Origin of the sequence: Asprobacillus argus (assembly GCF_032248395.1) — a bacterium.
Taxonomy (GTDB): Bacteria; Bacteroidota; Bacteroidia; order Flavobacteriales; family Flavobacteriaceae; genus Polaribacter; species Polaribacter argus.
The window spans coordinates 241,904-267,196 of sequence record NZ_JAVTTO010000003.1; the positions used below are offsets into that span (position 1 = coordinate 241,904).

The 25,293-nt window shown below is 34.1% G+C and carries 17 protein-coding genes; 13 read left to right on the forward strand and 4 right to left on the reverse strand.

What is annotated here, in order from left to right:
- The first annotated feature begins 300 nt into the window (after positions 1 to 300).
- From RQM59_RS08550 to RQM59_RS08595, 10 genes are all read left to right on the forward strand, one after another.
- The gene (locus RQM59_RS08550) at positions 301 to 786 is read left to right on the forward strand and encodes a hypothetical protein (RefSeq protein ID WP_349241686.1); all 486 of its coding nucleotides are present in this window, start codon (positions 301 to 303) and stop codon (positions 784 to 786) included.
- Between the two features lie 103 nt (positions 787 to 889).
- Positions 890 to 1,963 carry a DUF2911 domain-containing protein gene (locus RQM59_RS08555; RefSeq protein WP_349241687.1) on the forward strand — a complete coding sequence of 358 codons (1,074 nt, stop codon included), beginning with the start codon at positions 890 to 892 and terminating at the stop codon, positions 1,961 to 1,963.
- A gap of 111 nt (positions 1,964 to 2,074) precedes the next feature.
- Positions 2,075 to 3,115, forward strand: a complete 1,041-nt coding sequence (locus tag RQM59_RS08560) for a helix-turn-helix domain-containing protein (protein WP_349241688.1) — start codon at positions 2,075 to 2,077, stop codon at positions 3,113 to 3,115.
- 101 nt (positions 3,116 to 3,216) lie between these two features.
- Positions 3,217 to 3,648, forward strand: coding sequence for a nuclear transport factor 2 family protein (locus tag RQM59_RS08565; RefSeq protein ID WP_349241689.1), 432 nt, complete (start codon positions 3,217 to 3,219; stop codon positions 3,646 to 3,648).
- On the forward strand, positions 3,648 to 5,792 hold the full coding sequence (locus RQM59_RS08570; protein WP_349241690.1) for a DUF5916 domain-containing protein: 2,145 nt from the start codon (positions 3,648 to 3,650) through the stop codon (positions 5,790 to 5,792). The genes RQM59_RS08565 and RQM59_RS08570 overlap by 1 nt, the downstream gene beginning before the upstream one ends.
- A 415-nt stretch (positions 5,793 to 6,207) precedes the next feature.
- Positions 6,208 to 6,840: a response regulator transcription factor gene (locus tag RQM59_RS08575; RefSeq protein ID WP_349241691.1), complete on the forward strand. Its 633-nt coding sequence runs from the start codon at positions 6,208 to 6,210 to the stop codon at positions 6,838 to 6,840.
- A gap of 125 nt (positions 6,841 to 6,965) precedes the next feature.
- Positions 6,966 to 9,023: a sensor histidine kinase gene (locus RQM59_RS08580; protein WP_349241692.1), complete on the forward strand. Its 2,058-nt coding sequence runs from the start codon at positions 6,966 to 6,968 to the stop codon at positions 9,021 to 9,023.
- Between the two features lie 690 nt (positions 9,024 to 9,713).
- Positions 9,714 to 9,893, forward strand: a complete 180-nt coding sequence (locus RQM59_RS08585) for a hypothetical protein (RefSeq protein WP_349241693.1) — start codon at positions 9,714 to 9,716, stop codon at positions 9,891 to 9,893.
- 354 nt (positions 9,894 to 10,247) lie between these two features.
- Positions 10,248 to 13,304 carry an FG-GAP-like repeat-containing protein gene (locus RQM59_RS08590; RefSeq protein ID WP_349241694.1) on the forward strand — a complete coding sequence of 1,019 codons (3,057 nt, stop codon included), beginning with the start codon at positions 10,248 to 10,250 and terminating at the stop codon, positions 13,302 to 13,304.
- A gap of 240 nt (positions 13,305 to 13,544) precedes the next feature.
- A complete protein-coding gene (locus RQM59_RS08595) occupies positions 13,545 to 18,467 on the forward strand; it encodes a LamG-like jellyroll fold domain-containing protein (RefSeq protein WP_349241695.1) in 4,923 nt (1,640 codons plus the stop codon).
- A 745-nt stretch (positions 18,468 to 19,212) separates the two neighbouring features.
- Here RQM59_RS08595 and RQM59_RS08600 read toward each other — a convergent pair.
- The 3 genes from RQM59_RS08600 to RQM59_RS08610 all read right to left on the reverse strand — a co-directional run bounded on the left by RQM59_RS08600 (position 19,213) and on the right by RQM59_RS08610 (position 21,943).
- Positions 19,213 to 19,884 carry a DUF6602 domain-containing protein gene (locus RQM59_RS08600; RefSeq protein WP_349241696.1) on the reverse strand — a complete coding sequence of 224 codons (672 nt, stop codon included), beginning with the start codon at positions 19,882 to 19,884 and terminating at the stop codon, positions 19,213 to 19,215.
- Between the two features lie 269 nt (positions 19,885 to 20,153).
- Positions 20,154 to 21,635, reverse strand: a complete 1,482-nt coding sequence (locus RQM59_RS08605) for a T9SS type A sorting domain-containing protein (RefSeq protein WP_349241697.1) — start codon at positions 21,633 to 21,635, stop codon at positions 20,154 to 20,156.
- A gap of 110 nt (positions 21,636 to 21,745) precedes the next feature.
- Positions 21,746 to 21,943, reverse strand: coding sequence for a hypothetical protein (locus tag RQM59_RS08610; RefSeq protein WP_349241698.1), 198 nt, complete (start codon positions 21,941 to 21,943; stop codon positions 21,746 to 21,748).
- 83 nt (positions 21,944 to 22,026) lie between these two features.
- Here RQM59_RS08610 and RQM59_RS08615 point away from each other — a divergent pair, with 83 nt between their 5' ends.
- The 3 genes from RQM59_RS08615 to RQM59_RS08625 all read left to right on the forward strand — a co-directional run bounded on the left by RQM59_RS08615 (position 22,027) and on the right by RQM59_RS08625 (position 23,975).
- Positions 22,027 to 22,272: a hypothetical protein gene (locus RQM59_RS08615; RefSeq protein WP_349241699.1), complete on the forward strand. Its 246-nt coding sequence runs from the start codon at positions 22,027 to 22,029 to the stop codon at positions 22,270 to 22,272.
- 244 nt (positions 22,273 to 22,516) lie between these two features.
- Positions 22,517 to 23,122 carry a hypothetical protein gene (locus RQM59_RS08620; protein WP_349241700.1) on the forward strand — a complete coding sequence of 202 codons (606 nt, stop codon included), beginning with the start codon at positions 22,517 to 22,519 and terminating at the stop codon, positions 23,120 to 23,122.
- Positions 23,123 to 23,147: 25 nt separating this feature from the next.
- A complete protein-coding gene (locus RQM59_RS08625) occupies positions 23,148 to 23,975 on the forward strand; it encodes a hypothetical protein (protein WP_349241701.1) in 828 nt (275 codons plus the stop codon).
- Between the two features lie 6 nt (positions 23,976 to 23,981).
- Here the strand turns inward: RQM59_RS08625 and RQM59_RS08630 are convergent, their stop codons facing one another.
- Entirely contained in the window at positions 23,982 to 25,223 is a 1,242-nt protein-coding gene (locus RQM59_RS08630) for a tyrosine-type recombinase/integrase (protein ID WP_349241702.1), read from the reverse strand.
- Positions 25,224 to 25,293 lie beyond the last annotated feature (70 nt).

Consider the following 25,293-nt stretch of genomic DNA (forward strand, 5'->3'; position numbering starts at 1 on the left):
ATGTAGAAACCCCAAAGAAAATACCATTGAACCTCTAGGAATCGAAGTTACAGCCACAACCATGTTAAACGCAAACAACGTCAGAACAATATGTGTGACCTGTTCAGATGGTTTCGAGGTTTGCTGTAATGCTCCTAAAAGTCCGGTAGTAAACTGTGTTAAAAAAACCGGGCGCTGCAAATAACGAACGCTAAGGGAAAGTAGATACTAACACAATGTGTTTTATTGGTATTTAAAGTGAATTCCATAAAGGAAAACATGCAGTTATGTGCAGGTAGTTTTTATTTCTATATTTGACAGATGAAAAAGGCTATGCGAATCTTTACGTTAGTTTTATCGGCTGCTATTTTGGTATTCGGTTGTTTTATTTTGCATGATGAACTTACAAATTACAACTTCCTAACAAAGCTAAAGAATGACCTGACTCTTTTAATTCCAGTACACTTGACCTTGTTTTCTTGTTTAAGTATGTTATATACTATTCAAAAGTTTCGGAGGCGTGTTTTTAAAAAGTCTAGGCTCTATACATTTTTGCGTATAAGTGACTTTATTTTTTCCATCCCCCTATTTATATTTGGTCTATTTGGAGCCTATTTTTTAACACAAAGTACTATTCTTGATGGAGGTGTGGAATCCGATGCTAATTTCTTTATGCTACGAATAGTAGTAATCTCATTAATATTAACGTTGAGCGTGCTTCTTTTTATTGACAACTTGAAATTCCATAAATTCGTCTCTACACCTGTTAAGACGGATACTATTGAAGATATTGGACAACGTGATTAGCAGTGCTTTTCACTTGCTGCATTACATTGCACCAAATTGCATCAACTTGTTTTTTCTCTAGACACTTGTTTATTGAATTTTAGGTTTTCTAAATATTCGTGTCATGGTCAAAACGTATCTTCTTTTCATTGTTGGTTTTCTTTTTTCAATACCTATTCATGCTCAGGATGTCGGTGCTGCGGCACTCAAGAGTAAACATCAAAAAATTATGAGCACTATAGGTACTACAGAGGTTAGTATCGATTATCACAGTCCTTTTGTCAATGGTCGTAAGATCTTTGGTGGTATCGTTCCTTACGATTTTGTCGTAGATGGTGTGGAATATCCGTGGCGTGCTGGAGCGAATAAACGTACTATTATAGCATTCCAACACGATGTTCTTATTGAAGGTAAACCCTTGAAAGCTGGTTCTTATGGTTTGGTGGTATTGGTCTCTAAAAAGAAGTGGACCTTTATCTTTTCTAAAGGAAAAACCTGGGGAGCCTTTAATTATAAACCAGAGAACGATATAGTAAGAGTTGAAGTAAAAACAGAACCATATCCACATCAGGAATGGTTACGATATGAATTTGTAGACAGAACCGCTTCTTCCGCAAAAGTGGAACTCGCCTGGGAACGAATCAAAGCTGGATTTACAATTACCGTAGACGAGCTGTCCAATGCTATTAATGATATACTTAAAAAAGAAAAGAAAACGCCAGCCGATTATCAATCACTAGCCGAATACACTTTACGAAAAGATCCCTCAAAAAAAGCAGCAGCCATGCAATGGATTGACAAGTCTTTAGCCATGGAGGTCGGAAGATATAATCACAAACCGTATTCAAAACTATTAAAAGCTGATGTATTAATTGCCATGGGTAAGATAAAAGAAGGAGAGGCACTGAAAAAACTAGCTTTACAAGAAACTCAAGGTTTTGGTATTTATTATTATGCTTTGCGAAAGTACTTAGTGGACGGCAACAAAGAAGAAGCCTACGGTATTCTGCTCGATAACATCAAAAGAAACCCAACACATTGGCAAGGTCATTTAGCCCTAGGAGAGTATTATTTGAAAGTGAAAAATGAGAAGAAAGCTACCGAAAGTTTTAAGAAGGCCTATGAATATGCACCGGAACGATGGAAAAATTATGCCAGGTATTTGTATTTGCAAAATAGGTTGGTACGCAATAACTAACATTTTCATGTTCATTGCAACTCCCTAGGAAATACTTTTAACTTTGGATTAACAAAATGCTCGGTAATATTCCGAGCGTTTTGCTATTTTTGAAACTCAATATAGCTACATATGACTTTTGAAAATCCAATTATATTTTTTTTAAGCTCGCTTGGTGTTTTTAATGGTTTTTTAGTGAGCATGTATTTTTTGTTTTTGGAAAAGCGAAAACGTACTCAAAATAGATTGTTTGGTTTTTTGGTATTAATGCTAACCATAAGAATTGGTAAATCGGTATATTCATTATTTAGTGAAACCAAAGATTTATTAATTATGCAAATAGGTTTATCTGCATGTTTCTTAATTGGGGTTTCTTTATTTTATTATTTAAAATCTTCAGTAGAGAATAGAAAAAATATTCCTACTACGTGGAAAATACATCTTTTAAGTTTATTGTCAATGGTGGTAATTGTTGGCATTATTAAACCGTATAGAAGCAATATTGAGTTTTGGAGAAGTTTTGTGATTTTTATATACACGGTTTGGGGTGCTTATATTTTAATTTCGGCCTATATATTAAAAAACATCTTTCTAAAGATCTTTAATAAAGAGGTTAAATGCACTACTTCTGAATTGTGGTTAGTAGCCGTTTTTATAGGGAATCTTCTCATTTACTTGGCCTATTTAATTGGGTATTTTTGGCTATACTTGATAGGCACATTAACTTTTTCTGTTGTTTTTTACGGGTTGTTTTTCTTCTTTATGTTTAAGAAAAATAGAGAGACCATTTTTAAAGATATTCCGAAAAAATATGAGTCAAAAAAAATTGAAACTCATGAAGCTGAGCGGCTGATTACAAAATTACATGAAGCAATGAAGCAAAAACAGTTTCATAGAAATACAAATATTAAGCTTAATGATATTGCTTTACATTTACATATATCGTCACATAAATTATCTCAGTTATTAAATGATAATTTAGGAAAAAGCTTTGCTTTATTTATTAATGAATGTAGAATTGAGGAAGCAAAAAAGCTGCTGAAGGAGAATAATACTTTTACATTAGAAGCAATTGGCTTTGAAGCTGGGTTTAGCTCCAAGTCTACATTTTATGCAACATTTAAGAAGATTGTTGGGCAGACACCGTCAGAGTATAAAAAGCTTTATTCTTAATAATAGTGTCTGAAATTATAATTCTGGATATTTCAATTATAACTTCTCATCTTTTTTTTCGATTCTAAAAATAGATTTGCTCAAAATCTAAAATTAGAATCATGAGAAAAATCGTAGTAGTAGTTACCATGCTTTTAGCAGTTCACTTTGCGCAAGCACAATCGGAAAATTCGTTGGTAGAAAAAACGCTTCAAAAGTATATAGAAGGAAGTTCATATAGCAAACTAGAATTGTTAGAAAGTGCTTTCACAAAAGATGCAACCTTATATTTAACAGGTAGAGATGGGGTCTTTAAAAGATATACTCCAAAAGAATATGTTGGTTTTTTTAAAAATAGAAAGAAAGGAGTTTTTAACGGACGTGATGGAAAGGTATTGGCCATTGAAGTTGTGAAAGACATTGCAATAGCTAAAGTAGAAATTGCAGGGCCAGAAAGAAAATGGGTATATATAGACCTATTCTTACTCAAGAAGTTTGATAAAGAGTGGAAAATTATTAGTAAAACTGCCACCAGAACAGACAATCAGAAGTAATGAAGAAATTTATTCTTTCAGTTTTTACGGTCATTACAGTGGTTGGTTTAACAGCGCAGAACTCAACAATTCAATTTATAAATTCAAAAATCAAGGTTGATGGAAACCTGGATGAATCTGTTTGGAATCAACTAGATGAGCATACGAACTTTCATAATTTGCTACCTACCGATAATGGATTGGCTAAAAACCAAACTTCAGTAAAAATTTTCCACGACGGAGAGTTTATTTATGTAGGTGCTATTTACAATGACACCACAGAAAAGAGACAAGTGAGTTCTTTAAAAAGAGATGTATCTATTGGTATTAGTGATGCTTTTGTTATGGTGTTAGATACTCAAAATCAACAGCAAAATGGTACTCTTTTTGCAGTAAATGCATACGGAACCCAAGTAGATGCTCTAGTAGAAAAAGTAAATACAGGTTACGGGTTAAACTTTAGTTGGAGTACCATTTGGAAAGCTAAGACGACGGTTAAAGGGACTCAGAAAATAGTTGAAATAGCAATTCCGTTTAAAGCGTTAACTATTTCAAATAAGAATTCAGAATTTGGAGTTCAGTTTTACGTAAGGGATATTAAAAATAATTCTTGGACTATTCTAACTAATCTGAGTAGAAATTACCTAACATTTGATTTACGGTTTACAAGAACTTTTACTGTAGAAAATTTACCTAAAGCCTCTAAATCTAAGTTTACGATTACACCGTCAATTACTTCTAATCTACAAAGGGATGTTTTAAATGACTCAAAGAACAACACATTTACACCCAGCTTAGATGTACAATATAATGTAACATCATCCTTAAAATTAGATGCAACCATAAATCCAGACTTTTCTCAAATAGATGTGGATCAGCAGGTAACCAATTTAACCAGGTTTTCTGTTTTTTTTCCTGAACGAAGAAACTTTTTTATAGAGAATTCCGATTTGTTTTCTAATCTAGGAGTACAAGGGGTTAATCCATTTTATTCTAGAAGAATTGGTGCCGATAACTCCATAAAGTTTGGGCTAAAACTATCAGGTAATATCTCTCCAAAAACTAGGCTTGGAGTTTTGAATGTGCAGACAAATGAAGAGGATTTAAACCCAGCTCAAAACTTTGGAGTATTTGTTGCAGAACAGCAATTGTCTAAAAATTTTACATCAACAGGTTTCTTGGTAAACCGTCAAGCATCAGATAATTTTAATCGCGTTTTTGGTGTTAATTTGAACTTTAAATCGAACAACAACAAATGGATTGCCTTGGCAAATATGGCAAAAAGTAGTACCGATGGTATCTCTGGAGATAACAAATTTTACCATGCAGGTGTTTGGTATAATACTAGAGGTTTATCATGGAATGCTTCGTTAAAGCAAGTAGATGAAAATTATATTACGGACGTTGGTTTTACGCCAAGGCTATATAACTATGATGCTGTAAACGACCAAATTATTAGAGAGGGGTATTATCAAACAACTGCAGGAATTGAATATGAAAAATTTTATGACAAATCACACAAATTAAACTCATTTAGAATCATTAACTATAACAATGATAATTATTTTAGCATGAATGGTGCTTTAATGCAATCCTCACATTTCTTAAATTCAGCGTTGTTTTTTAATGATTTATCTGCTGTTTATTATGTGTATACCTATGATCATATACACTTAGTTTATGGATTCGATCCTTTGAGAAATGGAAACGTATTATCACCCGGCACCTATAACTTCGGAATATTAAAAATTGGCTATAATTCAGCCAACAATCAAAAGTTAAGGTATCGTGTTAACTTCCAAAAAGGAAATTATTATAATGGGAAGAGAGCTGCCGCTGGCGCATATCTAAACTATCAGTTATTACCATTTGCAAATTTACAACTGAATTACGATGTTAATACTATAGACTTACATGTATTGGGTAAAGAGACTTTTCACTTAACACGTTTTACAGGAGAAGTATTTTTTAATAACCGTTTAAATTGGACAACCTATGTTCAGTATAACACGCAACGCGATAACTTTAATGTGAATACAAGATTGCAATGGGAATATAAACCGTTGTCTTATATATATGTAGTGATTTCTGACAATTTCAATAAAGACATCGTTAGAACAAATTGGGGAATAGCGCTTAAAGTGAATTATAGATTTGATCTTTAAAAAATAACTGGTGGAATTTTAATATTATTGGCACAGAAACTCAAGGCATTTATAGATTTACTTTTACGTACACTATCCCGTCATCTACTAATATGAATCAAAGTACGTCATATGAATTCAATTTTGGCAAAACTGATTAGTTAAAGAAAATCAGAAATGAATACGGAAATGGGATTGGCTCATTTCATTCGTTTGGCCTGAAGGACCGTCTTGTAAAAGCTTTACCTCAATCCGGGGAACAAGAGTACTCCTTCAAATCCATTTCGAGTACAATCCATCCATTATACTTTTCATTATTTTTATAAACTGACCTCTAAAATTGTGCACTTTATGCCACTAAATTCAGCTTTCTTCTGAGACAACTTAAATTCTAAAATTAATTTCCGTTAGAGTTTTTCAATTATATTTACGACATATGATGATTAAAATTTTTATTGCAGACGACCACCCTATAATTGTAAAAGGCATAAAAAATGTACTTGAGGAAAACAATATACAAGTAATTGGAACCGCTTTTGATGGGCAAGCTGCGTTTAATTTTATTATAAAGGAAAAACCAGAAATTGCAATATTGGATGTGGAGATGCCTTACCTAACGGGAATAGAAATTGCAAAAATGTGTAAAAAACACAACTCTAAAACCAAAATAATACTTATCACTTTGCACAAGCAGATGCATTTCTATACAGAATCAAAAAAGTACAATGTTTATGGATATTTATTAAAAGAATTTGCTTTACAAGAAATCAGAGATTGTGTAATTTCGGTAAAAAACAATATTCCATACTTCAATGATAAACTTAAGAGTTATCTGAACTTTACTGATGAAAATGAAAACATTCTTAGAAACTTGAGTAAAAAAGAATTGCGAGTATTAAAACTTGTTTCACAACACAAAACAAATAAAGAAATTGCCGAACTTTTGTTTATTTCTGTGAGAACAGTTGAAAAGCATAGAGGCAGCATCATTCTAAAACTTGAACTTTCTCATGTAACCAATTCACTACTCATATGGGTGCAAAAAAACAAGCATCTAATCAATTATTAAAAATTTTGCCTTAAAGGCATCTTGTAAAATAGTTATTGGCAAAAGATAACAACAAATCAGTTTTATTGTGTACATTTGAAAGGAACTCCTAGCTCATTCCAATTATTTTTAAACTATTTTTCATTATGAGTTCACGAAAGTTCTACATTCATTTTTTATTTTTACTTTTTGCGTACACCTCTTCTTTTGCCAATGCTATTCAAGATCAAGAGTTTGTTCCAGACAAAAAATTTTATTCGAACCTATTAGATACTACTTCCAATGGAACCGTAACTTTTAAATCTTTTGATTCTATAAAATCCTTTATTGATAAAAAAAGACATATTAGTTTTTTCGAAAAGACCGTCGATTTGGCGCTAAAATATGAAGCATATGAAACAGCCATGAAAATTGTGCCGAGTATTTACTTCAATATTGCCAAAACAAAAGAACAATCTGAAAGAGCCATGGCCATTTTAAGAAAACTACAAGGGTTCGAGTCGAAAGTAGATAAAACCCGATTAATAGGAGAATTATACTCCTATGAAGGTTTCCATCAAGTGTATTTTGATTTGAAAAGAAGTAAGGAACTTTTTACAAAAGCTATTCAGAAATTCAAACTCACCGGTCCTATCGAAATTAATAGTATTGGACTAGCATATTTATACCGAGCAAAAACTCAAAAATTTATGGGTCAATATGGCTTGGCTACACAAGATTATATCAAATCATCTAAGTTTTTTGAGCAGATAGAAGACACACTTCCCTCTGCACGAACGTTATACTTTCAGGCCTTGTCGGAAAATGCTTCAATTTATACGAGCATAGGAATGTCAGAAATGTCTTTTGAAAAAATTTCTGAAATTATTGATCGTAAGGAAAAAACCAACTTTTTAGCCGAACTCGCTAATGACTATTATATGCTGTCTAATGCTCTTTATAATCTTAAAGAACCTGCAAAAAGAAAAAAAGCATTGTTAAAAAGTATTCAATATGGTGACATAGAAAACCCTTCAATACTTGTAGCTGCCTATTCTGATCTCTGTGAACTTTCTATTGAAGAAAAACAACTTTCTGTGGCTAAAAAATATCTAGACACATTAGAAAATATTATTAACAAAACACCATTTACCACACAGAAAACTAGAGGGTTTTTAAGAACAAAAGCTGCTTACTTAGCCTCTATTGACAGGTATGATGAAGCTGGCAAAATACTGACTAATCTTTTAAAGGAATCAAAAAAAAGCAGCTATCAGCAAAGAACCGCAGTTATATTAGATTTTTCATATAAAGTTAATCTTTGGAAGAAAAATTATGCTCAAGCACTAGACTATTTCGAGAAAAAAACAATCCTGGAAGATTCATTGGCTTCAGTTAAAAACAAACAGCTTTATCAATATTATCAGACCATCTTTGAGACAGAGAAAAAGGAAAAAGAAATCATAGCGCAACAAAAAGACATTGAGATTTTAGATACCAAAAATCAAGCAAAAACTAAAATAATCGCTTTAGGCGGTATTTCATTGCTTTCACTGTTTTTTGTTGTTCTTCTTGTCGTAAAGAGGAAACAAGTTAAAAAAGACAAACAAGCGCAAGAGGAATACTCTCAAAAGCTATTGATTACGCAAGAAGAAGAGCGCAAACGAATTTCAGAAGATCTTCACGACAGCCTAGGGCAAACGTTGTTATTGATAAAAAACAGTATTATTAGCGATGAAAAGGAGCAGGAAGAATCTCTCATCAATTCTGCTATTGAAGAGATGAGAGCTATTTCGAAATTACTACACCCATATCAGCTTGAAGAAATAGGGCTGCAAAAGTCGACTGAAAACCTCATTCAACAACTCGACGACAGTTACAAAGAGACCTATATATTTGGAGATATAGAAAACGTGGATACACTTTTAACCATTTCTCAAAAACTGAATGTATTTAGAATAATACAAGAATGCCTTTCTAATATAATTAAGCATGCGAATGCTACTTCTGCGAAAGTTGAATTAAAAGCAAGAGGTAAACAAGTTGTTTTAAGCGTAAAAGACAATGGAGAGGGGTTTAATTCTTTTGAAAAATATAAAAACTTTAAAACACTCGGTTTAAAAACGATCAAAGAAAGGGTAAAATATCTAAAAGGAACATTAAACATCGATTCTAAAATAAACAAAGGCACTGTATTTTCAATTACATTTCCTTCTTTAAACTAGTCCTTTTTAGAACTGGATTATACTCCTAAAAAACTCAAACCTACCATCAAAAACACTTTTATATTTTGGGTGTTAACACCCATTCTCTGCTATTTTTTTTGTTGTTATTTTGATTTATACGAACCTTATTAAACTTTCTGTTTAGGGAAAATTGTAAGAAAGGTTATTTAAGGTAAGTCGTCTGAGGGGGCGCTATACTTACATGGGGTGAAAAAATGTGGTGTATATATTACTTACCTAACCTTTGACCGATCTACATCTGTAGATCGGTTTTTTATGTCATCATCATTTTCACAATGTTTCCTCAATGCAAGATACCAAATATGTTATGACATCGCCAAAAAGTAGTACTTACACCCATTTTTATGTTAACCCTTTGAAATAGTTTTACAACAGAGTTTAAAAAAGTAATGCAATCTTTTTAAAACTTTTAAAGCGACATCCACTTTTGTGGGTAGTTGAATTTGTTAAAAAGTAAATAAAACATTGTGGGAGGTAGTTTTATTAAGAACAAAAAAATAGGTGTGCCAGTTCATATATATACGGTGCACAATTTTCCAAAACACAGTCTTAAAGTTCATCAAACTTAAGCTTCTAACGCTATAGAGGTAATGAGTATTGAATAGATGCATTCTTAACAAAATGTATACCAAAATCGCTTATAAGAAATCGTAATAAACAAGGAACAATATGAAAAAATCAACGTCAAACATTACGGAAAAAGAAGAGTCAATTTCTCGTAATCTTGCGCTAAAAAAAATAGGTAGCTACGGAAAATATGCTGCTTTGACTGCTATAGGCACGTATCTCCTATTATCACCAAAAAAGGCACAAGCCAGCAGCATTGATCCTCCAGGGTCAGGATTTTAACATCTCACGGCGAGCTTCAATAAAATGAAAACAATACTAATTAAATAATTAAAACAGATACAAATGATTGTCAAAATAGTAACACAGTTATAACTAGCTTTTTTAAAGCTAGCTATACAACATATCGAACCCCTATTGTCTAAAGAAAAAGCTAAAAATAAAAAGAGCTGCTTTAAGATGTTAATCTTTAAAGTTGTTTGGCAACTAATATTGTATTTCTAGCTCAAAATCACGGAAAGCAGGGGTTATATGCCCCCTTTATTTATAACATCCTCTTTTCGTGATCATTTAAAAAAACCATTTATAGCATAACCATACCCAATACATAAAAATTTAATTTATAAAACCAACACTATGAGAATTAAAAACATTACGCTGTACATTTCTTCTATTGCTAGTAAAATAGTAATGGTTGCCTGTTTATTAATGAGCTCCTTAGATACGTATGCTCAATTAACTTTTGCCAGTTCTACTCCTTTCCAAAACGCAAACAGCGTTTCACGAAGCGCTGACATCGTTTTAACATTTAACACCAATACAGATGCAGCTACAGTAAACAGTACAAACATTATCATTGCTGGGAATCGAACGGGAATCATTCAGGGGGTTTTTACCGGAGGAGGCACTGCTACCATTACCTTTAATCCTACCACCGATTTTAAAGCAGCAGAAGAGATTACAGTGTCTCTTACTGCTAACCTGACGGACACTGGAGGTAACCCATTAACAAAGCCCATTTATTTCACCTTTGTTACTGAAACTGATGCCAACAACTTATTTAAAAGTATCACTCCACCCGAAATAACTATCGATGCAGCCAGCGATATAGAGAGATTTGATCTTGCCGATATTGATGGTGATGGTGATATGGATATCGTTGGGGTTTCTAATCCTGATGATGCGGTGTATTTGTACGAAAACGATGGAAATGAAAATTTTACGAAGAATACAATAAATACTGGCGAAGATACTAAGTTGCTAAATGTTGTCATAGTAGATTTGGATAAGGATGGAGATAGAGATATTGTAGCGTTTGGCGAGAAAATTGTATGGTATCAGAACGATGGAAGTGGAGATTTCTCTCAAAAGAGCACGTTGCTTACTCTTACTGCTATTAGTAGTAGTATTCAATCTATCCCCAAAATTATTGATGTTGATCAAGATGGAGATTTCGATATTGTTTACCACGAAAGGACTTCTGGTGGAACTCTTAATTGGCTTCGTAATGATGGTACTCAATCTTTTACCAACAATGTATTGGTTACAGGAGTAATAGGTGCTAGTGAAGGAATAATCTTTGACATGGCTGATATAGATGGAGACGGCGATATCGATTTTGCAACTGGAGAAGATGATTTTAGTGGTGATGGCTCTAATTTATCATGGCATGAAAATGATGGTAGTTTGGGATTTACTCAACACATATTACTTAGGGAAACCGTATGGTTCACTTCCATCAAAATTGCTGACCTTAATGATGACGGGCATTTGGATATCGTATATAAAGTTTTAGTAGGATTTCCTATCGCAATAGGTTGGCTTAGAAATGATGGAAGCCAAAGCTTTACAAAGACATCAATAAAAGATAATAATACCGGTGCAGATATCAGGAATATAGATGTATCCGACTTGGATGGAGATGGAGATCAAGATGTCATAGCCTCATATAACAATTCTGGAATTGTACTATGGTTTGAAAACAATGGCAGTGAAAGTTTTACAGAGCATAGCAGTTCAATACCTGCTCAATTCAGCCATGTAATTGTGGGAGATTTGGATAGTGATGGAGATTCTGATATCGTACTCTCTTCAAGTGCTTCAGGCGTTGCTAGACTGTTTTGGCATAAAAACACCAATTTTGGATGGATGGGTGGCGATACAGATTGGGATACGGCCACAAACTGGAGTAAAGGGGCAGTACCTGGCGCTTCTGATAAAGCAACTATTTATCAAACAACCAATACTCCTACGGCTACAGGAAACATTACAGTAAATGGTATGGATATCCTTTCTGGTGCCGCCTTAACGGTAACAGGTACCATTACCAATAACGGAACCATTACCATGGAGTCTGGCAGTTCTCTTATTGCGAAGAATGCCACTGGAGTTCAGCTTACTTACAAAAGAAATTTACCTACAAATAATTGGTATCTCGTATCTCCTCCAGTAGAAGGTTCTTCATACTCCGATATAAACAACGATAATGCCCTTGCACAAGGGTCAGGGACAAATATAGGAATCGGATACTATAATGATGCGGTCACCAATACAGGTAATAAATGGACATATATAACAACTGGAACTCTTAGCACCACCCGTGTTGACGGATGGGGGTTTGCTGTAAAATTAGACGCTCCTGGGGATCTTTCTTTTACAGGAGCATTAAAAACCGGAAATTTCGGTGCGGTGGCTCCTCCTGATGGTTTTTATATATTAGGGAACCCTTACCCTTCATATTTACCTGCAAACAGCCATGCAGATGCAACAAATAATATATTAACACATAACAGCTCCGTATTAGCTCAAGAATCTCTTTGGTTTTGGGATCAAAATCAGGCACAATACATCACAATAAATCAAACTGATCCAGCTAGATACATCGCTCCAGGTCAAGGGTTTTTTCTTGAGATAGGGTCTATCCCTAATCCAATTAATTTTTCAGAGAATATGCAGAGTCATCAAACAAGCGATGTCTTTAACAGATCCTCTAATACCATTACTCGACCTGAGGTTCGACTCAACATGTATAATGGAAGTATTACACGACACACCAAAATCTTTTATATCTCCGAAAAAACAACAGGGTTTGACAATGGCTACGATAGCACTCTTTTTGGTGGAGCAGATAACAGTTTTTCGCTTTACACGCACCTACTAACCAACGATACAGGAAAACCATATGCCATTCAATCGTTACCAGATAGCGATTTTGAGAATATGGTCATTCCTGTAGGGGTCAATGCCGATGCCGGCCAAAAAATCGATTTTACAGCACAGGTAAGTAATTTACCTGATGGGTTACATCTATATCTAGAAGATAGGCTAACACAAACCTTTACTCGATTAGATGAGGCTCATTCTTCTTACCAGACTAAAGTAAGTACTGCACTGCAAGGTATCGGTCGTTTTTACCTGCATACCAACACCTCTAAAATTGTAGTTAATAACGATTTAAATGTTAAAGACATTCAAATATATACGCTACAAAACAACAATCTTAGAATTACGGGTATACAAAATGAAACGGCTCAAGTAAACATTTACTCTATACAAGGAAAAAACATTTTTAAAACCTCATTTAAAGGAAATGGAGTTAATGAAATTATGACCCCAAAAATAGCTCCTGGAGTCTATATCGTAAAGCTTCAAACCCAAAAAGAGACACGTTCTAAAAAAATAATTATTAAATAACTAAAACATATAGTAATGACTGTCAAAACATTAACTCCCTTGTAACTCTTTTTTTATCTAAAACTAGTACTATAAGTGCTAAAGGATATATATGGAGTTGCCATAAAATTTAAAATAATTATGGCAACAGGTAATATCGTACTCTAAAGAACTTATATACGCAACATATCGAACCCCTACCCCTATCATTTAAAGAAAATTATTTCAATAACACCCTCTTTTAAAAAAACCACATTCGAAATGAAACAACTTATAATACCAGGTTCATTGGTGTTCTTCACTTTACTTTTATGCAGTAACATTCATAAAGTTAAAAGTGCCACAGTAGTAAATACGAAGAAGAAGGCGTATAGCCCAAGATTGAAACCAAAAGTAAATAACCGTACAGACTTAATCTTGGAGAACCCCATAATGCAAACTTTATCGGGTAGCACGACTGCAACATGTGCTCAAAATCATGTATTAACTCTGGAAGGTTCTCAAACGGATTATATTTATACGCTAAGGAACGATTTAGATAACAGTACAATCGGAGGCTGGAAACAAGGTACAGGAGGTAGTCTTAGTTTTCAAACCGGAAATGTTAACTCTACTACCAACTATCATGTATATGCTCAAAAAGATTTTGGTCATACGCTAAATTTTGATGGAGTAGAAGAATTCGTGGGGTTTGGCACACATACTAATTTACCCACAGGAAATGGCGCCCGAACAATAGAAGCATGGATAAAAACAGGTGGTACTGGAAATTATGCTGCCATTGTTAACTATGGTACTACCTCTAATGGTGAGCGTTTTGCTTTGCTAGTCTCTGATGATAACAAATTATACTTCGCTGGTGAATTTAATGATCTAAAAGGAGCAACAACCATTACCGATAATCAATGGCACCATGTGGCTGTTACCTATGATAGTACTACTATTCGACTTTATGTAGATGGCGTAGAAGATGGCAATGCCAATCTAGCACTCAATACTACCAATGGTTTTTTTATGATTGGTAAAAGAAATGCGACACCAAATACCGAAAACTTCTCTGGACAGATAGATGAGGTTAGGATTTGGAATGTAGCCAGAACACAACAAGAAATATCTAGCAATCAATTTACCAGTTATACGGGTAGTGAAAACAATTTAGTCTCTTATTACACCTTTGATGAGGGAAGCGGAGTAATCATAAATGATCTGACATCAAGTAATAATGATGGAGATCTACTTTTAATGGAAGAAGATGATTGGGTTTACAGGTATTCTACGGGCTCTATTGTAAGTAATGTTGCCACGATTACGAGAGTTAATTTCTCAACACAGACACTGGCAGGGGGAGGTAATATCTCCTGTGCTCAAGACAATACCCTTAGCCTTTCTAGTTCGGAAACATGTGCTACGTACTACCTTAGGAATGATGCAGACAATTCGATTATAGGAAATGGGCAAATAGGCACTGGAGGGTCTTTAACCTTTCAAACGGGGATCGTTTCTAACACTACCGATTTTCATATATATGCAGAAAGTCAATTAAACAACGCCCTAGAATTGGATGGAACTGATGACTTTATTTCGGTGAGTTCCTTCAATAATCTACCGAACGGCAATTCGCCTAGAACGATGGAGGCATGGGTAAAAACCAATGGAACAGGTGCTTTTAGTGCAATTGCCAACTACGGAACGAATAGTAATACCCAACGTTTTGGCCTGTTAGTAAACCCCAATGGTAAGCTCTATTTCGTAGGTTCTTTTGCCGATTTAGAAGGAACTTCTGTCATAACCGATAACGCATGGCATCATGTAGCAGTTACTTACAACGGTAGCACGATTAAACTTTACGTTGATGGGGTTTTAGAAAACTCATCAGCTATTACCCTTAATACATTACATAGCAGTTTTACAATTGGTAAGCTTAACAGCTCTACACAAAACGATGAGCATTTTACAGGACAATTGGATGAAATTCGTATTTGGGATGATGTTAGAACTCAAGAAGAAATTGTTAACAATGCTTACACTAAATTTTTAGGTAATGAAGCAAATCTAGTCAGTTATTATAATTTTGATTCAAGTTCAGGAACAACATTGGATGACCTTAGCTCGAGCAATAACGATGGGGTCTTGACTCATATGGATAATTCAGATTGGGTTCCTAAAGATGCGCAAGTAGGAAACATCGTGAGTAACACGCAAACAATTACACTCGACTTACCTATTGCTTATGTGGATGCTAATGCCACTGGTTCTAATACCGGATGTGATTGGGCCAATGCTTATACCAGTATTGCCAATGCTCTTCAAAGTGTTAACTCCGGAGGCGAAGTAAGAATCGCAAAAGGAACCTATACAACCGCAAGCACTCTAGATATAACTAAGAGTGTAACCATTAAAGGCGGATACCCTAGTGGTGGGGGGGCACAAAATAGTGCTCTAAACAGTACGATAATTAGTGGTAATAATTCTCATAGAGTAATGAGTAGCATTACCAATAATCTTACAATCCATGTTCAAGGACTTACCATAAGTAATGGAAAAACCACTGGGGCAACCGAAAAAGGAGCTGGTATTAGGTTTCAAGTGGCGAGTGGAGAACCTATAAGCACTATTACTATGGAAGATTGTATTATTAAAAACAATTCTTCAGATCTAAGTGGAGGAGGGATTTATAATGCATTTAATTCTCTAACAATAAACAATTGCGTTGTGAAAAATAATACTGCTGGGAATACAACCTCAATACCCAATGCAGGTGGAGGAGGTATATTAAATGAATGGGGGGTAATGACATTATTAAATACAGCGATAGAAGAAAATCAGGTTCTCATTGCTGGAAATGACCCTAGTAATAATGCCTTTGGAGGAGGCTTATTAAACATCCTTGGTCAGGTTACTATTATAAATGGGATAGTCAAAAATAATATAATTAACGCTGGATCGAGTAACTATGATCAGTTAAGTGGAGGGGCCATTAGTAATAACACTTCTAGTTCTTTTCAAGCCTACAACACCTTAATTCAGGAAAATAAAATACTATCTACTTTTAATAATAATCATAGAGGAGCTGCCGTACATTCTGATAGTAACATTTCATTTATAAATTGTACCATTGTAAAGAATAGTATTTCTGGATCTAATACCAACTCTTATGGTGGCGGAATTTATATGACCTCGGGAGTACTTACTCTTCAAAATTCCATACTTGCGGATAATACAGCAACTAATAATAATGAAACGGTTTTAGTTCCTGGAGCTACCCAGGCGGTAACCTATAGTTATATAAAAGACCAGAATCCTATAGGTACTGGCAATATTGATGATAGTTCTGGATTGTATGTTCCAGATTTCGCAAACGCAGGGTCAAACTACCGTCTTCAACATACCTCAACTCTCATAGATGCTGGAGGCAATACCTACCTGCCAGTTGACACCTACGATATAGATGGAGATGGGAACACCTCTGAAACTCTTCCAACTGATTTAGATAATAAAACTAGGCTTTTTTCATCGACTGTCGATATTGGTGCATATGAAAACGATGGCCCTGTTTCAAATTGGACCGGATCAGTAGATTCAAATTGGTCTAACCCTTCTAATTGGACGGGTGCATTATTACCCACAAACAGTTCTACTGTATTATTAAATTCAAATATAACTATAGATATAAATAACGCAGTTGCTAAAGATCTTATAATGTTAGATTCACATGTTTTAACTATTAGCCCTGGAAAATCATTGACTATTGAAAACGATTTCACGAACAGATCTAGCTTAATGAATACAGAAGATGCTGTTATCATTGAATCTGATGCAAGCAGCTCTGGCTCATTAATTATAAAAGGCAATGCTACTGGAAATATAAGTTACAAAAGATATGTTACAGATAGTTGGCATCTTATCACTGCTCCTTTATCTGGGCAATCGATATATGAATTTACAGTTACTGAAGCGGCAAGTAATGATGTAGCCCAAAATGGAGATCTAACAAAGTATGCCATAGCTCCATATGACAATACCGTTAGTTCTAATAATTGGAATTACATTCTTGTATCGGATATTGCCAATGCAGGTGAGTTTGTTCAAGGCAAAGGTTATGCAATGAAGCGTAATACTCCAGGGACATTTACCTTCGTAGGAGAATATTTAAATACAGATACAACCAGTATTATTTCTGATCAATCTAACCAATGGAATTTGGTAGGTAATCCATATCCTTCATATTTAGCCACAAATGTAAGTGCAAATACGACCAATATTTTATCGCAGAACTTAAATCAATTAGATCCCGCATTTGGAGCTTTGTATGTATGGAATTCAAGTACCAATTCTTACGATATCATTAATAATGCATTGGGAGCTACTTACATTGCACCTGGACAATCCTTTTTTGTAAATTCAAAATCTGGAGGAGGAACCATTTCTCTACAAGAAACAATGCAAAGTCATCAAACTGGAGATTTATTTTTAAGAGCTACATCTTCTACCAATTTTCCCCATATTAGTATTTCTTTCTCTAATGGTACTTTGACAAAATCTACCGATATAAAATACATTGAAGGGACTACATCTGGATTGGATACAGGCTATGATGCTGGACTATTTGACGGAAATACAACTGATTTTAATATAGCCACCCATTTAATTGAAGATAGTGAAGGGGTTGATTTTGCCTTACAATGCCTACCTCCTAACAATTACGACACTTTAATTATTCCTTTGTCGGTAAAAGCGGATACTGGACAGGAGGTGACATTTTCAATAGAACTGAACAACTTTCCTGCCAATGTACCTGTCTACTTAGAAGACAAAGAAACTAACACTTTCACACAACTAGATGACCCAAATACAGAATACACTATTTCTCTCTCCGAAAATCTGAACGGTATTGGTCGATTCTATTTGCATACAACTGAAAATGCATTGAATGTAGAAGGCCCTAAAAGTTTAACTCAAGTACATATTTATATGGAAAGCTCTCAAACATTAAATGTCTCAGGCATATATGAAAAAGATGCGAATATGGACCTATACAACCTATTAGGTCAAAAAGTATTTTCTACTTCTTTTACTGGAAAAGGAAGTAATTCAATAAGTATTCCAGCTTTTAATAAAGGAATTTACATCGTGCATATAATAACAGAAACAGGCAGAAAATCAACCAAAATAGTTCTAAAATAATGGTGAAATTATAAACGATACTTTCTAATCTAAAACCTAAAAAAATGACTTGTCCTAGATGCAAAAAAAACAAAATAAAAAGAATTCGAAGATACAAAGTATTGTACTTAATTCCCTATTCTAAGCTTTATAAATGCGGTGCCTGTAAAGGAAAATTTGTTACTTTTTTAGAGGCACCTTTTTTAATAATTGGTTAATACTCATGTTACAAAATTGTCTTTACTATGAATCTGAAAAACAAGTTACTTAAACTCAAAATATTATCAAGACTTTCTGTGGTCTGGACGGGATTAACTCACTCCATTCGTCAGGCCCAATTGGGTGGGCCTGCTAAAACCTCATCACCTTATGATATGTTGTTTTTTCATTTCAATCTTTAGTTGAATGAATGCGCCACATCCTGAAATGAAAAAACCTCTCAATTTCTTGAGAGGTTTTTGCGGTCTGGACGGGACTCGAACCCGCGACCCCATGCGTGACAGGCGTAACACTTCACACAATAACTACTTGATTATATGCTAATTACAATTCGCCCTATTGTTGTTACTGCCGTTTTACTGCACACATTCTTGCTCTAAAAGCTCTTATTTATTGTCATACACACCTATTAAAGTGGGGTGATTTATTATGGCATTTTTGATACTCTATGGTATCGTTTATAATAAGTTTTTGACAATAAAAAAGAGCTTCGATTTTGAAGCTCTTGTGGTAAGTAATATTTTTATACAGATAGTATGCTGACATTTTAAAAAGCATAATTAATTGGCTTAGTTGAAGAAGCCTTTAATGTCCCTACTGCTTGATGCAAACAACAAATTAACCCCCATAACGCCCAATCTCCAGTCGCTTTAACACCTCCAAATCTTTGTGAACTTAGAAACAAACCTTGATCTATAACTAATATTCCATCAATATTAGGTGCACCAGTTATATTGTTTTCCAATGAGGTCATTTGATTCCATCCGGTGTATCCTACTACAAATAGCGGAATATCATTTGTTGGTTTGCCTCCCATAGACAAATTAGCTCCAAATTTTCTTTTTAATGGAGACAACTGATTTGCTGTACTTATTGCTTGTTGCCATTGAGTAGAAATTGTTGATTTTACTTCAATAACGGCTGATACTGATTCTGCTAAATATAGCTTGGAATTTGATGCAGGTATTGTTGGTAAACTAGGAGATACACCTGATTCAATTACAACGTCTAATTGCCCACTTCTATTTCCTTCTAAATCTGTCGCATCACCTGTTCCGAATCTAAATTGATTTGGAAAAACTGCAGATAAAAAAAAATCAATGACTGCTTCTCTTTCAGCTCCCATTGTATTATTAGTCATATTAGCACTTGCTCGATGAACCCCATTAAGTATTGTTCTAATACCAGCAAGCCTCTGTAGTACATATTGATTAGGCATATTTTCTTTTTTTGTTTGTAAACAACTATTTTATAAACGCAATTACATTTATTTCCATATCGAATATAAACTTTTTAAGTAGTTTTAACTTACCACAATGTCAAAGAACTTGTATTTCAGCTTTTTAGTAGTGCTGAGTAACTACAATTATTTTGATACCCTCTGGTATCAGTTACACTAAATCTTTGACAATAAAAAAGAGCTTCATTTTGAAGCTCTTGTGGTAAGTAATCTTAATTGATTAATATTTTATTCTTTTATTTTATCTGTCAACTGCCAACTACTATTTTCTTGAATAGGACACTATTATTTGTTGTTTTTATTTTCAACAAATAAACGCCATAAGGCAACGATTTAACTCCTATTAGATTTGAATTATATGCTTGTTTAACAAGCTGACCATTTAAGTTCCAAACAGAAATTTCTGATAATTCTAGTGCCGTTTCTACGTTAATGTGTTCTACAGTAGGGTTTGGATAAACTTTTACATCAACTAGTTGCGGAATAGAACTCAATGATAATACAGATGAAAGATCAAATACACTTACTCGACCTATATCTCCAGGAGTATTAGGAACGTCATCATAATTAATGGCTCCTGTAGCAACTATAGAACCGTCAGATGATAGTCTTACGCTAAATCCCTCATGTATACCGGAAATATCTCCTTCAATATCTGCTCCAACCTGAACCCAATTGTCACTTTCATTCTTATAAATTCTTACTTGACCTGCACCCCAATTACCATTACTAGTATTTAACCATGCACCTATTGCCACAACGTTCCCATCTTCAGACAAACTAACACTATTACCAGATGCATCAGATTGTGCTTCACCAATGATAGTGTTCCCTATCTGGTTCCAATTATCATTTGTATTTCTGTATATTCTTACTCCGCCATGATTTAGACTGCCCCCTATATCAACACCAGTTGCGCCTATTGCTATTACATTTCCATCACCTGATATACTAAGGCTTTCAGCAAACCTATCCGACTGTCCACTTGAAATATTACTACCTATTTGAATCCAATTATCATTTTCGTTTTTATATACTTTAACATATCCAATGCTACCAGCGCTTATAGGATGCACAGCACCAATTGCTATTATACTGCCATCATTGGATAAACTTACACTACTCCCCAATTCATCATTCTGATTTTCTCCATTAATAGTATTTCCTATTTGAATCCAATTGTTATTATCATTTCTAAAGACTCTAACACTTCCAGAATTATTCCCATTACCGTCATTTCCAGTTGCCCCAATAGCCACTATTGATCCATCAGCTGAGAGACTAACATTCGAATCAGGCAATTGACCATTGGTTTCCCCATCATACGCAAACTCTCCCACTATGTCTTGACCAATTTGCACCCAAGAACCTCCTTGGTTCTCATATATCTGAGTTCTACCTGATCTTATTCCATTAGTATGGTTCCAGGCTGCACTTATCGCAAGTATATTTCCATTCGAAGACAGGCTAATGCTGTGCCCATGTTGATCATTATCTCCAGTAATGGCATCACCAATTTGCACCCAACTACTATTAATGTTCTCATAAACATAAACATTGCCACCTATTCCGGGTGCTCCAGCTGCTAAAATTTTTCCATCTGAACTTAAGCTAACTGACCAACCTAAGGAGGCATTACTATATGACCCAAAAACGCTATTACCTATTTGAGTTTGAGGAAATACAGTTAAACAAGTTAAAGTAAAAATCAAAAAAAGTTTAATTTTCATAGCTAAGATTTTTAAATGAGACTCCAAACTTAAAAAAAAAAAAAAGACTTACCACAATAATATCAAAGAACTATTCCAGTTTTTTAGGATCTGGGAACCTTTTACTTATACTACTGTTTTAATGTTCCTTTTAAAATTTGTCTTTTTGATTTATCAGTTTGCGTGCCGATAAAAACAACACCGTCCTCATTAGAGGTTCCTAAAATTTCCAACTCTTGAAAATCTTCCTCAATTAATATTGTATCCTCCCAACCAAAGTCAGTTACCCATAAATGAGTCAATTCTACTTTTACTTTTATTGCTGGCATAACTACTGTTTTTATCGTTTTACACTCAAAAACGAGTGTGTTTCTTTATTGGTTATTTTTACTTAAATTTTAAAATCGAATCAATGCCAACATTTATTTTTCATGGAGTTTTTCCAGAAGGACCAATTAGAGACAGAAGAAATGAATTCATTCAGTTAATGAGAAATCGTCCAATCCTTTCGTCAATGGATCATACTTTAAACTTTTCAAACAATGCTGAGGGTAATCCTAGTTTATTTTTTTTAACTTCTACATCGCCTGAAGAAGATCTAGTTAATATTAACAACATACTTTTATCTGATTTTGATGAGTTTTTAGGAGACGGATAAGCCACTTAAATACTATAGTAATTTTTTCCTTAAACACATTCCAAAGGTAAGTGGTTAAAACATAACATTTTGTAAACTTTTCAGGGATATTTTTATATAAAATCAACTTTTTTCACCAAAACGTCTCATTTTATGCGGTATTCTGCATTTTAAAATGTGGATTTCCGCAAATGCGGAATTCCTTTTTTTTAATACGTTCATTTTGGACTACTTTACGACTGTACTAATATTAAAAGTCAACAAAATGTATAGAAAAAGAATTCTAACAATATTGCTAATTGCCATTTCTACTACGGTTTTTTCACAATTAAAGTCGAAAGTTTATAAAGTAAATGGTATCGAGGTATACTTATTAGCGGAACCGGTTAGAGAATATGAAGTCATAAAATCTAAAGGAAAAGGAATACAATGGGGATCTTTTATTACTGGTGGATTAATTAATGAAAGCATATCGACTAAGATCACTAAATATATTAAACGCTTAAATAAAGCCTACAAAGAAGCAAAGATCCAATATGACGCTGTCATTTATACTAATGGAAAACAAATGAACGCAATACGATTTACAGATGAAAGAACTGATGAAAACGATCGGATCGCAACGGTACAAAGAATCAATAACATTCCATTCTTTGTTCTAAGTGAACCAATCAAGGAATATACCTTCGTGAAAACTGTTGGTGGTGGGATTAAATGGAAATCAGCCTTGACGGTCGGCCTTTGGAACAATAGTATAGAACAAGATTTGATGAAATTTGCCAAAAAAGTAAAAAAGAAGTTCAAAAAGAAAAAAGTTGATGCTATAATTTACGAGAGAGGTAAAAAGGCATCCGCTATAAAATTTGATTAATCACACATTTTTAATGCTAATATAGATGAAAAACACATTACTATTATCGTTGATACTGCTGAGCAGTATTAGTTCATATTGTCAAAAAAGTAAAACAAAAGGTCATACTGATAATAATAAGTTTAGGCAGCTAAAAGATGAAATAAAAAAGGTTTCACACCCTAACAACAAAACTGTACAAATTATAAATTATAACCAATATGTTGCTAAAAATTCAGACTCAAGCTATAGAGAGCCAATACCAAATGCTTTAAAGAATGTTTATGACAGACTATATGTTTCAAATATTGGAATAGAAACATACCGACAAAATCTTGATGAAGTACTAGGAAGGTTGATTTATTATGACAACGGCAAATACAATATTGGGTTGTTCACAGTAAAAAATGATACAACTAAAGTTGCTTCTTTTGTGCCTGAGAATGGCAGACTAATTTCTCATAAATTAACCAAAAATAGTTCAAAAAGTATTAGTCTCTTTATAAATGCTTCGGCAACCGATGATAGAATATACGAATACTATGTTACCGATATTTCAAGAGCAGTCCTAAAAAACAAGGACCTTAATATAAAACGGTTAACAAATTTAACAAACGAAATGAGTAAAGAGAGTCTGAAATATTTTTATGTAATCACAGGTGTAACAGTTACAGAAATTTACAAAAGAGAATTCAAAAAGAAAACCAAAAAAATTAGAGCTGATAAGTTCCCTATTAGTGGGACAGCTATTTCATTTGGGGGTAGTTTTTTTGTTTCAAATGAGAATTTTGAACGACAGTATAAAGTAGGGTTAACTGTTTCAAGATTAGACATTGTAAAAACAGAAATCAACAATTTATTTAAAAATGATTGATTTAACCTATACCGTAATAATCCTTAATTGAGCCTCATCTCTATCTATTTCAGGATATAGATCTCTATACACATTGTTGATCCCGTCTGATTCATGCCCCATGATCTCTTTAATAAGATCCGGATCAATATAAAGATGCTTTGCAATAGTCGAAAAAGTATGTCTAGCAACAACACTTGTCAAATTTCCACCAAGCGGCAACACTTGCAACAATTCTGTTGCTGCTCCTGTTGCAATTTGCAATGTATTATAATCCTCTTGCACCTTTTTAAGATCTGACCGCATGTTCCTTCTAAAATTCTCGTACCCCTTTAGATCTTTTCTCCAGGGGAATAAGTAATCACCTGCAGCAGTATATTTATCAATAATTATTTGAGCCTTATCGAATATCTTAACGTCAAACTGATATCCTTGATCTCCTAACTTCTCCCTTCTAAAATATACTCTGGAGTTTTTAATATTATCCTTCTTTAGGTAATAAACATCGATCAAACTTGCTCCACCTAAATAGAATTGCAATAACCAGATATCCACCGATCGTTGCTCTGCTAAGTTGTCAAGCTTCAAACTTTCCAGGATCTTGACTCCCACCTTACTTAGATTCTTCTTCTTTGTTCTGTTTTTTTTAACTGTTATACCTTTAAATATCCCGGCAAAGGGTTTGGTATTTTCCACATTGTTTCGCCTGGCACCTTCGTTGTAGATTGCCTTAAATGTTCGAATATAGTTGTGAATGGTGTTGCTCTTGTTTCCTTTAATGATCCTAGAGTTCTTGAATTCTGTCAAAAAATTATAATCGATATCACTGTACATCAATTGCTCCTGGAACACTTTGAATTGATTTATAGCATTGCGATAGGTATTAGCATTTCCTTGTCTTCCAATAGATTCGAGTTCTGCAATCAATTTATCAGCAAATTCGTAGAAAGGAAAATCTTCTTTAGGCTCTTCTAGTTCAACACCAAGAATGGTCGCCTGAACTTGATCATAGGTTAACCTAGTTCCCATAGAGTATTGAAAAATCAGGTCATTTAATATGGCCCTCTTTTTTTGAACAAATAAAATATCTCTTTTACCGTGTTTTGGGAGTTGCGTATCGAAGTTCCAGTCTTCTTTTTTAAACAACATTCCTTTGAAGGTAAAGCCTTTTCTTTTTCCTTTAAATCTGATGTAGCATTTTAGAGGAAAGCCATCTTCTCTTTCCTTATTCTTAGCGGTATCAAGTTTTATGAATCCACTCAAAGACATTTTGCTGTCATTTTGCTGCCGTTTTTCGCCTTATTTGTACCTATTTGTACTTATTTGTACATGACCAATA

Bases quoted from the DNA above. Each gene is read 5' to 3' on its own strand.
- RQM59_RS08625 (WP_349241701.1), top strand. From the start codon at position 23,148: ATGAAAAACACATTACTATTATCGTTGATACTGCTGAGCAGTATTAGT.
- RQM59_RS08550 (WP_349241686.1), top strand. From the start codon at position 301: ATGAAAAAGGCTATGCGAATCTTTACGTTAGTTTTATCGGCTGCTATT.
- RQM59_RS08610 (WP_349241698.1), bottom strand. From the start codon at position 21,943: ATGCCAGCAATAAAAGTAAAAGTAGAATTGACTCATTTATGGGTAACT.
- RQM59_RS08585 (WP_349241693.1), top strand. From the start codon at position 9,714: ATGAAAAAATCAACGTCAAACATTACGGAAAAAGAAGAGTCAATTTCT.
- RQM59_RS08620 (WP_349241700.1), top strand. From the start codon at position 22,517: ATGTATAGAAAAAGAATTCTAACAATATTGCTAATTGCCATTTCTACT.
- RQM59_RS08555 (WP_349241687.1), top strand. From the start codon at position 890: ATGGTCAAAACGTATCTTCTTTTCATTGTTGGTTTTCTTTTTTCAATA.
- RQM59_RS08560 (WP_349241688.1), top strand. From the start codon at position 2,075: ATGACTTTTGAAAATCCAATTATATTTTTTTTAAGCTCGCTTGGTGTT.
- RQM59_RS08580 (WP_349241692.1), top strand. From the start codon at position 6,966: ATGAGTTCACGAAAGTTCTACATTCATTTTTTATTTTTACTTTTTGCG.
- RQM59_RS08565 (WP_349241689.1), top strand. From the start codon at position 3,217: ATGAGAAAAATCGTAGTAGTAGTTACCATGCTTTTAGCAGTTCACTTT.
- RQM59_RS08630 (WP_349241702.1), bottom strand. From the start codon at position 25,223: ATGTCTTTGAGTGGATTCATAAAACTTGATACCGCTAAGAATAAGGAA.
- RQM59_RS08595 (WP_349241695.1), top strand. From the start codon at position 13,545: ATGAAACAACTTATAATACCAGGTTCATTGGTGTTCTTCACTTTACTT.
- RQM59_RS08615 (WP_349241699.1), top strand. From the start codon at position 22,027: ATGCCAACATTTATTTTTCATGGAGTTTTTCCAGAAGGACCAATTAGA.
- RQM59_RS08600 (WP_349241696.1), bottom strand. From the start codon at position 19,884: ATGCCTAATCAATATGTACTACAGAGGCTTGCTGGTATTAGAACAATA.
- RQM59_RS08605 (WP_349241697.1), bottom strand. From the start codon at position 21,635: ATGAAAATTAAACTTTTTTTGATTTTTACTTTAACTTGTTTAACTGTA.
- RQM59_RS08570 (WP_349241690.1), top strand. From the start codon at position 3,648: ATGAAGAAATTTATTCTTTCAGTTTTTACGGTCATTACAGTGGTTGGT.
- RQM59_RS08590 (WP_349241694.1), top strand. From the start codon at position 10,248: ATGAGAATTAAAAACATTACGCTGTACATTTCTTCTATTGCTAGTAAA.
- RQM59_RS08575 (WP_349241691.1), top strand. From the start codon at position 6,208: ATGATGATTAAAATTTTTATTGCAGACGACCACCCTATAATTGTAAAA.